1 rRNA gene is annotated in these 261 nt (G+C 41.8%); it reads left to right on the forward strand.

Annotated elements, in window-relative coordinates:
* Window positions 1–55 precede the first annotated feature (55 nt).
* A 16S ribosomal RNA gene (locus FOF46_RS31230) occupies window positions 56–261 on the forward strand; the annotation flags it as partial.

Consider the following 261-nt stretch of genomic DNA (forward strand, 5'->3'; position numbering starts at 1 on the left):
ATTGAGATACGAATTATAATTCCGTTGTATTGTTTTGAATAATATTTAAAGACAAACGATGAAGAGTTTGATCCTGGCTCAGGATGAACGCTAGCGGCAGGCTTAACACATGCAAGTCGAGGGGTAACATGAGTGCTTGCACTTGATGACGACCGGCGCACGGGTGCGTAACGCGTATAGAACCTACCTTATAGTAAGGGATAGCCCAGAGAAATTTGGATTAATACCTTATAGTATCCTAAGTGAGCATTCACTAAGGAT

This window comes from Aquimarina algiphila (assembly GCF_007489275.1).
GTDB lineage: Bacteria > Bacteroidota > Bacteroidia > Flavobacteriales > Flavobacteriaceae > Aquimarina > Aquimarina algiphila.